General features: G+C 61.1%; 10 protein-coding genes. 3 read left to right on the top strand and 7 right to left on the bottom strand.

The annotated features are described in order from the left end of the window. The 7 genes from KHO31_RS33780 to KHO31_RS33750 all read right to left on the bottom strand — a co-directional run. The coding region (locus KHO31_RS33780; RefSeq protein WP_211625344.1) for a hypothetical protein at positions 1-222 on the bottom strand (222 nt) is incomplete at its 3' end. After that, positions 219-1,088 (bottom strand): sulfite exporter TauE/SafE family protein, encoded by an 870-nt coding sequence (locus KHO31_RS33775; RefSeq protein ID WP_201080985.1) that lies wholly within the window; start codon positions 1,086-1,088, stop codon positions 219-221. The genes KHO31_RS33775 and KHO31_RS33780, both read right to left, overlap by 4 nt. Positions 1,089-1,105: 17 nt before the next feature. Further along, positions 1,106-1,864, bottom strand: a complete 759-nt coding sequence (locus tag KHO31_RS33770) for a GntR family transcriptional regulator (protein WP_407945980.1) — start codon at positions 1,862-1,864, stop codon at positions 1,106-1,108. 138 nt (positions 1,865-2,002) lie between these two features. Beyond that, complete coding sequence (locus KHO31_RS33765; RefSeq protein WP_211625342.1) at positions 2,003-2,752, bottom strand: hypothetical protein; 750 nt, start codon at positions 2,750-2,752, stop codon at positions 2,003-2,005. Positions 2,753-2,847: 95 nt separating this feature from the next. Further along, positions 2,848-2,997 carry a hypothetical protein gene (locus KHO31_RS33760; RefSeq protein ID WP_211625340.1) on the bottom strand — a complete coding sequence of 50 codons (150 nt, stop codon included), beginning with the start codon at positions 2,995-2,997 and terminating at the stop codon, positions 2,848-2,850. A 149-nt stretch (positions 2,998-3,146) separates the two neighbouring features. Next, positions 3,147-4,238 (bottom strand): porin, encoded by a 1,092-nt coding sequence (locus KHO31_RS33755; protein WP_201080943.1) that lies wholly within the window; start codon positions 4,236-4,238, stop codon positions 3,147-3,149. Positions 4,239-4,324: 86 nt separating this feature from the next. After that, the gene (locus KHO31_RS33750) at positions 4,325-5,602 is read right to left on the bottom strand and encodes an MFS transporter (RefSeq protein ID WP_211625337.1); all 1,278 of its coding nucleotides are present in this window, start codon (positions 5,600-5,602) and stop codon (positions 4,325-4,327) included. A 461-nt stretch (positions 5,603-6,063) separates the two neighbouring features. On the opposite strand from KHO31_RS33750, the gene KHO31_RS33745 reads away from it, so the two are divergent. The 3 genes from KHO31_RS33745 to KHO31_RS33735 all read left to right on the top strand — a co-directional run bounded on the left by KHO31_RS33745 (position 6,064) and on the right by KHO31_RS33735 (position 9,979). Next, positions 6,064-6,747 (top strand): TetR/AcrR family transcriptional regulator, encoded by a 684-nt coding sequence (locus KHO31_RS33745; RefSeq protein WP_201080947.1) that lies wholly within the window; start codon positions 6,064-6,066, stop codon positions 6,745-6,747. Between the two features lie 81 nt (positions 6,748-6,828). Then, entirely contained in the window at positions 6,829-8,445 is a 1,617-nt protein-coding gene (locus KHO31_RS33740) for a GMC family oxidoreductase (protein ID WP_201080949.1), read from the top strand. A gap of 94 nt (positions 8,446-8,539) precedes the next feature. After that, a complete protein-coding gene (locus tag KHO31_RS33735) occupies positions 8,540-9,979 on the top strand; it encodes an aldehyde dehydrogenase family protein (RefSeq protein WP_201080951.1) in 1,440 nt (479 codons plus the stop codon). The last annotated feature ends 33 nt before the right edge of the window (positions 9,980-10,012 follow it).

Genomic DNA, 10,012 nt, shown 5'->3' with positions numbered 1-10,012 from the left:
CGCAGCATCGCGGCGCTCAGACGCCGCGCGTCCGCGCTTGGTTTCCAGATCATTCCCGACACGAAAACGGCCTGAAAACCACCCGTACTTCCATGCGATGTTTCTCGAGAGGCTAATTGCAAGGCCGGTCGCAATCGTGCCCGCTGCCACCCATGTGCCGTAGTGCAGGAGCCTCGCAAGCCAGTGTTCGAGCCGCCCCTTGCTCGACGCAATGCGGCTCATGTCGAAGCTCCGAAAAGGCGGACGCCGAATGCTTCGAGCAGCATCTGCACGGCGAGCACCGCGAGCACCACGACGAAAAGCACGCGCAGCCTGCCGCTCGATACGCGCATGAGAACGCGTGCGCCGAGCACCGCGCCAACGACCGATCCCAATGCAACCGGGCCGGCGATTGCGGTCACGATCTCGCCGCGCAGGAAATAGGCGCCGGCGCTGGCCGCCGCCGTCACACCGATCATGAAATTGGACGTGGCCGACGAGACCTTGATCGGCAGGCGCAGCGCCGTATCCATGGCCGGAATCTTGAGGACGCCGCTGCCGATGCCGAGCAACGCTGAAATCAAGCCTGCTCCGTACATCAGGGACAAGCCCAGGGGCACGCGTTCTACGCGATAGTCGACGTCGCATCCGAGCGCGCGATCCGGATAGCTCGAATCCAGACGCAACGAAGCCCCCCACGAATGTGCGCCCGGCCCGTCAGCACCCTGGCTGGCGATCGGATCGGCACGCCGCGCGAGCATTTGCTGGGCGGACAGCAGCAGAATGACCGCGAAAATGAAAAACAGCGCCGGCACCGGGATGAACCCGCTCAGCAGCACGCCGGACAATGCGCCCAGCGTGGTGGCGGTTTCCAGAACCACGGCGAGACGAACATTGGTCAAGCGCCCGCGCAGGAACGGTGCAGCGCCGCCGCACGAACAGGCGATCACCGAAACGATGCTGGCGCCAATTGCGACATGAATATCGAGGTGGCCGAACATGGTCAGGATGGGGACGATAAAAATGCCGCTTGCCATGCCGAGCATGCCGCCTAGTGCGCTTGCCCCAAGCGACACCGCGAAGAGCCACAACGTATAGCCCAGATCCATCGTAGCCTGTGCGCCGGTCATTGGCCGTTCGGCTTGCGCCGGGCGAGACGGGTAACGAACTGGATCTGGTCGCCGCGGTAGTACAGCTTTTCATAGTCGACCGGACGGTTTTCGTCGCAATACGAGGTTCGCTCGATCAGAAAGATCGGGCTGCCCGTCTCGACCTCGAGGGCCTCTGCAACAGCTTCGTCCGCGGCGATCGCCTCGAGCCGGTATTCGGCTTCGATCAGCGGAATGCCGTACTTCTCTTCGAGCAGCGTAAAGATCGGCTCCGCCTCGAGATCGTTCTCGATGATCTTTTCGCCGATGTCTCTCGGCAGCCAGGTTTCGTCGAACGAAAGCGGTGTGCCGTCGGCGATCCGCACGCGCTGAATGTGGACGACCGGCGTGCCCGGTTCGAGCGCCAGTTTGCCGGCGACAGTGTCGCTGGCGTTTTCGATTTGCCTCGCCAGCAGCCGCGCGCTCGGATGACGGCCGTGCGCGCGCATATCTTCGACAAAGCCGCTCAGTTCGGTCAGCGGCTGAGTGAGGCGCGGCTGGGTGACGAAGGTGCCTTTGCCGCGGCGGATTTCGATCAAGCCCCGCGTAATCAGGTTCTGCACCGTTTTTTGCAGCGTGGTGCGGCTGATGTTGAAGCTTGCCAGCAGGCTCGCTTCATTGGGCAACTGCGTGCCGGGCGGATACGTGCCGTCTGCAATCCGCTCGGCGAGTACCGCTTCGACTTGTGCGTAAAGGGGGAGTTGGCTGTTGCGATCGGTGTTCATGGAAGACATCATGACGTCATGATGTCTTCCCGTCAAGGCGCGATTTTGCGAGAAGAAACAAGGGGCGGCGCGACTCGTGCGCCAGCCGTCGATCGCCACTCACGCGACGATGGACCGGTTATACGTTGGGCGACGAGCGCCGGGCCGGCCTCAGCGCGCGAAGGTCACCGTCACAGCGGATTCGTAGCCGATCTGAACATGGTCGTGACGTGCAAGCGAGCCCACGACCTTGACCAAGGCAGGGTCGATCACCTTGATCGAGTGATCCGCATTGGACTTGTCGGCAAAGGTCAGGACATGCTGCTTACGATTGATCGCGGTGATTTCCACCACGCCGTTATACGTCCGCACAGCCTCGAAACCGTCGGGTCCAGCATTCGCCGCGGACTTGGTCACTTTTACAGTGTGGGTCAGGTGCGTGAGCGGCGCACCTTTCGTGCGTGTCAGGCCGGTGACGTACGGCTCCTGATAGCTGATCGCAATCTTGTCGCCGATGCGAACGCGATCCAGCACGTCAGCATGCTCTTTCGCGTTGAGGCTGAGTTGTTGGCCACCGTTGACCGACACGACGATGATCGAATTCTGCTTGTCGATGAAACTGACGGTGCCGCTTTCGTTATCCACCGCAGCGCCGCTTTGCGCTGTGGGCGCGGGTGCTGAAGCGACGCTGTCTGCGGCGGCACAAACAGACAGCCATGATGACAAGCCGACCACGACGGCGATTGCTGCACATCGCTTTCCGACGGACGAAAGATTGCTGGAGTGGTAAAGCATGGGAGCCCTTTGAATACGTGCGTTTCCGGTCAGTGAAAGACACAGCGCCAGTACGTGCCGCGCATGACCGGCGAAACACAATTTAGGTTTGGTAAGTTCAATTTCATCGCGGCGGTGTCGACGCACTTTGATGCATTAGTAGTGCGACGCACTGGTCGAATAATAGAGCAAACCATTCAATGCCGGAAGGCTTGCTCTCCCGGTACGCGGGTGAATGTCTGCTATCGGGCTTGGGCGACTTGCTGCGTGACCTGCGCGGCCGGAGCCGACTCGAGCGCCGCGTACACGATGTCGCCGGCCTTCAGATCGTCGAATTCGATGTCCGTACCGGCCGCAAGTGCTTGTGACCGGTACGGGCTTCGCGGCGTCACGAGACGTTTCTTGTGGTCAACTTTAAGCGCGGTATCGATCAACGCGACGCGATGTGTCGATGCATAACCCGTCTTTCCCCGTGCGTCAGTCGTGCCGGGCGGACAGGCGCATCGCTGACAGGCTGGGCCTGCACGACGCACTGTGTCCGTTAGAACATGTGCCGGATGCCGATATTCACACCGCTGGACGTGCCCGTGACTTCGTTCAGGGCGTTGTTAACGGACAGACCTGTGTGCATCGCGCCGTGGTTGGTGACGAAGCCGGCTTGCCCATATACCACGGTGGCCTTCGACAGCGAATACTCAAGCCCGGTGGAGGCGAGTATCGAATTGTTCGACGAGTTGTTCCCGTCGCGCGTGACCCACACGCCCGCGTCGACGTTCAGCGCCGGTGTGATGCGATAGCTGGCGCCGCCTGAATAGACACGATCGTTGAACGAGCCTGCCACCTTGTACTGCACGTATGAAGCCTTCACGGTCAGGTTGTTAAACACATAGCTCGCGCCGAGCGCGCGGCCGTCGAAGGCGACCACGCTCGGGACCACGATCGACGCGGCGCTGCCGCCCGCGTTGCCGCTGTAGAGCGCCGCGTCGACGGTTAGCGTGCCGAGGTGATAACGCAGGCTTGCCGAGTACTGGCGGCCCGCCTGAAAATCCCCGGCTGCGCCGCCGAGTGCCATCATCGCGCTGGCCTGCAGACCGGCGATTTCCGGTGACGTGTACGAGATCGCGTTCGGGTTGAACAGACCGGTCGCATAGACGTTGTTGAGGTAGGTGACGAGACCGCTGCCGAAGTACGACATCTCGCGTGGGTCGAAGTCGTATACCGCAAGGAAGAAGGGCGAGAACTGCAAACCGGCTTTGACCGTACCGTAGCGGCTGTCCAAGCCGACCCACGCCTGCCGGCCGAATTCGTTCCGGTTCGAATTGCTGAACGCGCCGTTCGCGATGCTGATGCCGCTTTCGAGTTCGAAGATCGCGCGCGTACTGCCGCCGAGATCTTCGACGCCACGCAGGCCGAAGCGCGAGCCGGAGACGCCGCCGTCGGCGAACGAGAACTGGTGACCGGCATTCTGGCCGGTCTTCGCGTTGAGTGTTTTGCTGGTGTAGAGGAGGGAACCGTCAACGATACCGTACAGCGTGACGCTGCTTTGCGCGTGAGCGCTCTGGGCCGCGCCCAATGCACATGCGCCCACTAATCCGAGAATGACTCCAATCTGATTGCGATGACTTACCGGCATGCTTCGTGTCTCCTTGTTTATTAGAATCAATTGAACTTGCGAAGTAATGCTTGTCCTGCTCAATCCGGTACGGCGGTTCAAACGTACTAATGCGCCGCGCGTAACCGCTGGCGCGAGCGCTGTGGGTCGAGCAGCACGAAGCCGGCTGCCCCTGTGGCGATCAGCAGTGCACCGGTCACGGCGAAGCCGATCTCGTATCCACGGATTTCGCCGACCATGCCGAGCAGCTTGCCCATTGAGACGGGTGCAATGAGCCCCGCCGTGGTCACGATCGAATTGGTGATGGCGAGCAGCGCGCCACGCCGTGAAGTCGGCGCGATCTCTGCAACCAGAAGCGGGCCGAACGTGAAGACCTGGATGGCCAGTGAACTGGCGAGCGCCATCAGTCCTACCTTCGCAAGGGGAGGCGCGCTGAGATACAACATGCAGTAGGCAATGCCGCTCACCACGCAGGTGACGCTGATCAGCGCACCGCGTGCAATTCGCGACTGAGTGCCGCGTTTCAGCAGGCGGTGCGAGAGTACGGCGAGGGCGATACCAACCGGAATCTGCGCGGTAACCTGGAGCGCGAAAAGCCATCCGGTCTGGTTCGCCTGAAAACCGAGGCCGAGCCGGTAATACGCCGGCACCCACGTCATGCCGATCGAGATCACGACGTAACCGACGAAGCATTGCAGCAGCACGCCAATGACGGTGCGGTCGGTGAGCAAGGTCAGCCACCCGATGGACGTCTGCTGGCCAGTCACACCATGCTGGTGCGGCACGGATACGGATGACGCATCGCCATGGGCGTTGCCGCTCTTGCCAACGCATAGCCAGAGAACGGTCCATAACAGGCCGGCGATACCCAGCGTGAGGAACGCGGCGTGCCACTGCCAGCGGCCGGTGATATAGGTCAGCAGCGGACTGGCCAGAATCACCCCTGCGGTACCGCCTTGTTGGACAAGGGTCGTCGGAAGATTGCGCTCGCGATTGTCGAACCAGCTGTAGACGACATGTAGCGCGAGAGGCGACGCCGGTCCTTCGCCCGCACCCAGCAGGATGCGGCAGCCCAGCAACACGGCAAAGCTGGTGGGCCAGGCGAGTGGCAGCTGCCCGACTGCCCAGGTGAATGCGAGTCCCGCAAGCAGCCACTTGACGTCAATACGATCGGCGACGAGACCGACACCGATACCGGAGAGTGAAAACAGCAGGAAGAATGCGCTCCCGACGAGGCCGAACTGGCTATGGCTCAGTTGCATGTCGTGCATCAACGGGACTGCGACGAGGCCGAGCACGGCCTTGTCCGCGAAATTGATCAGCATGAAGAGAAAGAGCGATGTGACGATAATCCAGCGCCGGTTTCCTGCGATAGAGGCGGTCACGGTTCGTTCTGATGCAAATCTGACGTTTTCTGATTCAAGCATTCAATAGTACTCAATGTATCCGTCCCGGCCAGGCGTTCTGGCAGAGAGCACAAGGTGGGGAAAGTGGATGTCGCAGCGCGTAGCGCGCCGCATGACCGTCTCAGCTTTATCGCGAACGGCGTCGTTGTGATTGCGGACATTGGAGGTGGTATCAACAACTAATTCAAGTGCGATCTACGAATTGGAAGATTGCAAGAATTGCATTGGATCAGTCGCCATCGGTGCTTGCCGATGCAAGGTGTCGGTTTGACAGGTCAGTCACGGTACTTTCCCTGAGTCACGTTGTGTTGACAAAGTCTCATCGATCAACGAGGATTCGGAATCCGGATTCCGATTTGTCGGGAATTCATTGCGCTGGCGCAGAGCTATCTGCGCTGGCTTCGTTCGAGACTACCCATGACGTTGCTGACGAACGCCGCATGACGACAACCCAATCGCGCCGCCGTGGAAGCGCGCAGCCGCTTCTCGCCACGCCGCGCCAGGCGCGCAGCCAGGTGGGCCTCGCGAAGATGTTGCAGGTCGGGCGCGAGCTGATCGAAGCGAGCGGCAATCTCGATGACCTGTCGATCAACAGCATTGTCGAGCAGGCGGGCACGTCGATTGGTGCGTTCTACCGCCGCTTCGACAACAAGGACGTGTTCTTTGACGTGGTACAGGACATGGTACTGACCGAGGACCTCGAGTACTTGCGTGATGTCGTCGAGCATGAGGCTGCCTGGCAATCGGATGATGCCGGAACCATCGCGGATGCGGTTGTCGCCCTCTATGTTCAGGCGTTCCGGCGCAATCGCGGGCTTTACCATGCATCGCTGTTACGCTCGTCGCAACGCAAGACAACCTGGGATGCCGTCAAGCGAACCAACGAAGAGGCGCTGAAGTTGATCGTGCCACGCCTTGTCGCCGTGTTAAGTGCGGGCCGTCGAATCAGCGCTCCCCGCTTGGCGGCACTCGAATTCGAAGTGCGCGTTGCATTGCAGTTTCTCGTCGGAATGCTCGTCAACAATCTGTTGAACGATCCAGGTCCGCTTTCGCTGACGAGCCGCAAGCTCGTCCCATCCATGCAAACGCATTTTCGACGTAGCCTGAGTTTGCAGGGTCGTTGATTTTTTTACCTGAGAACGGAATCAGAGTTCCGATTCCATTGATTGGGAATCGAAAACGATTATTGCGAGGTAAGAGGAGACATGAAAGAAGACAAGCTTGGTGCCGGCTTCGACTATGTGATCGTCGGCGCGGGCTCGGCTGGCAGCGTGCTCGCGGCACGGCTCTCCGAGCGTGCGGACGTGTCCGTATGCCTGATCGAAAGTGGACCACCGGATGACAGCGTACTGGTGCGTTGTCCTGCGGGGATGGTCGCCGTCGTACCCAGGCGCGGCAAGCACAATTGGGCATTCGAAACGGTCCCTCAGACCGGACTCCTTGGTCGCCGTGGATATCAACCGCGCGGCCGGGGCCTTGGCGGATCGAGTCTCATCAACGGGATGATCTACACGCGTGGGCATCCTTCGGATTACGACGATTGGGCTGCGCTTGGCAATCGTGGCTGGGGTTACGACGACGTGCTGCCGTACTTTCGCCGTGCTGAAAACTACGAGTTGGGGAAGAACGCGTGGCATGGCACAGGGGGGCCGTTGAATGTCGCCGCGTTGCGTGATCCGAATCCGGCGGCACACGCGTTCGTGACCGCAGCGGAGGAGGCCGGTTATGCACGCAACGACGATTTCAATGGCGCGTCACAGGAGGGTTTCGGTCTCTATCATGTCACGCAGCGTGATGGCGTCCGGCACGGTACGGGCCGTGCCTATTTGCGTCCTGCTATGGCGCGCAGCAACCTGACGGTAGTCACCGACACGCAGGTTCTGCAGGTGCTGTTCGACGGACCGCTTGCGAAAGGTGCACATTGCCGCGGCGCTGGCGGGGACTTCACGGTCCACGCACGCCGCGAAGTGATCTTGTGTGCGGGGGCGTTTCAGACGCCGCAACTCCTGATGCTCTCAGGCGTCGGTCCCGCTGACGAATTGCAGCGCCATGGCATTGAGGTGCGTCATCACCTCCCGGGCGTCGGCCGCAATTTGCAGGATCACGTCGACTACATTGCGCTCTATCAGACGCATGACGATTCCGTGTTTGGTATCACGCTCAAGCAGGCGCTGCGCATGCCTGGCATGATCCGCGCATGGCGCCGCGATGGACGCGGGCCACTCACCACCAACTTCGCGGAGGCGGGTGGGTTCGCCCGCACACGCGGCGAACTCGACCGTCCCGACGTGCAGTTTCACTTCCTCATCGGTTTCGCGGAAGACCATGGCCGACGCCGGTTTCCGGGGCGCTATGGCATGAGTTGCCATGTGTGCGTGTTGCGGCCGAAGTCGGTGGGGCAGGTCACACTGGGCGGTGCCGATCCGCAACTCGCGCCCGTCATCCATCCCAACTTTCTGGCGGAGCCGGAGGATATGCGAACGCTGATCGATGGTTATCGCATCACGCAGAAGATCATGCGGCAACCCGCATTCGCACGCTATCGCTTGCGCGACATGCATCCACCACAGGACAGTGAAGACGCATTGGAGCGGCAGATCAGAAGCCGTGCCGACACCATCTATCACCCGATCGGAACCTGCCGGATGGGTTCGGACAATCTCGCGGTGGTGGACGACCAACTGCGTGTGCGGGGTCTCGCGGGCTTGCGCGTTGTGGACGCCTCGGTCATGCCGACGCTGGTCGGCGGCAACACGAATGCGCCAACCATCATGATCGCCGAGAAGGCAGCCGACCTCATTCTTAACGGCGACATTGCTTGAGGCGTGGTTGTCTGGAAGCCGCTCTCGATCTCTCGACCGACCCGCGCTCGCGTCCCACTTAACAACCATTCAATCAGATAGTTCAGGAGTGAACATGTCTCATCACTACAGTCGTTTCTATATCAATGGCACCTGGCATCAGCGCGCCGACGGCGAATCACACCAGGTGTGCAACCCGGTCGATGGCACGCCGGTCGCAACCGTGTCGCTCGGTACGGCTGACGACGCCGCTCACGCCGTCGCCGCGGCCCGCGATGCATTCGACAACTGGTCGCAAACATCTTCAGCGGAGCGAACACGCTATCTGCTTGCCATCCGGGCCGGCCTTGAAGCGCGAAGCGAAGAATTGGCTCAGGCTATTACGCGGGAGGTCGGCACGCCGATTGCCTTTTCGCGGCGAGCTCAGGTGGGTTTGCCCATTGCAACGTTCGCGATCGCCGCGCAGTTGGCGCAGCAGTGCGACGCTGTTGAACAGATTGGCCATTCGCAGGTCGTCCATGAGCCGATCGGTGTCGTCGCGTGCATCACGCCATGGAACTATCCGTTGCATCAGATCGCCGCGAAGGTCGCTTATGCGCTCGCCGCGGGCTGCACGGTGGTCCTGAAGCCGTCGGAGGAGGCGCCGGCATGCGCTGCAATGCTCGCTGAGATCATCCACGAAGCGCGACTGCCTGCGGGCGTATTCAATCTTGTCAACGGAACCGGGCCCGTGGTCGGCGAAGCGCTCGCGAGCCATCTTGATGTCGACATGATCTCGTTCACCGGATCGACCGCGGCGGGGCGCCGGGTCGGTGCGCTTGCTGCGGCGACAGTCAAACGCACTACGCTCGAACTGGGTGGTAAATCGGCCGCAATCCTGCTTGCCGACGCGGATCTTTCGCAAGCGATTCCGGGTGCGCTGCGTGCGGCGTTCGTTAATGCGGGACAGACGTGCAGCGCGCACAGCCGCTTGCTGGTGCCACGCAGTCTGTATGGCATCGTTTCTGCATACGTGGCAGAGGCCGCGAGAGCAATGATTGTTGGCGACCCGCGTGACGAGCACGTTCAGATCGGGCCGCTGGCCAACGCACGACAACACGCACGCGTGATCGACTACGTTAATCGGGGCATCGCCGAAGGTGCGGCGCTTCTCGCGGGCGGTGCGGATCCCATTGCGGGACTTGAAGCGGGCTACTTCGTGCGCCCGACCGTATTCGGCGACGTGACCACGGACATGACGATCGCGCGTGAAGAAATCTTTGGACCGGTTTTGTCTGTCCTGCAGTACGAAGACGTAGATGACGCTGTACGGATCGCGAACGATGTGCCTTACGGTCTTGGTGGCGGAATCTGGTCGCGTGATACGGGTACAGCGATGGCACTCGCTCGCCGGTTGCGCACCGGACAGGTGGACATTAACGGCGCGGCATTCAATCCGTATGCGCCGTTTGGCGGGTATCGCCAATCTGGAAATGGCCGGGAACTGGGCCGTTTCGGACTCGCGGAGTTCTGTGAAGCGAAATCGATTCAGGGCGCGACGGCTGAGGTGTCCTGACGTCTCCTGATGTCACCCGCCGGGGGGGCGGAT

This window comes from Paraburkholderia domus (assembly GCF_905220705.1).
GTDB lineage: Bacteria > Pseudomonadota > Gammaproteobacteria > Burkholderiales > Burkholderiaceae > Paraburkholderia > Paraburkholderia domus.
This window is presented reverse-complemented; position numbering and strand designations above follow the sequence as displayed.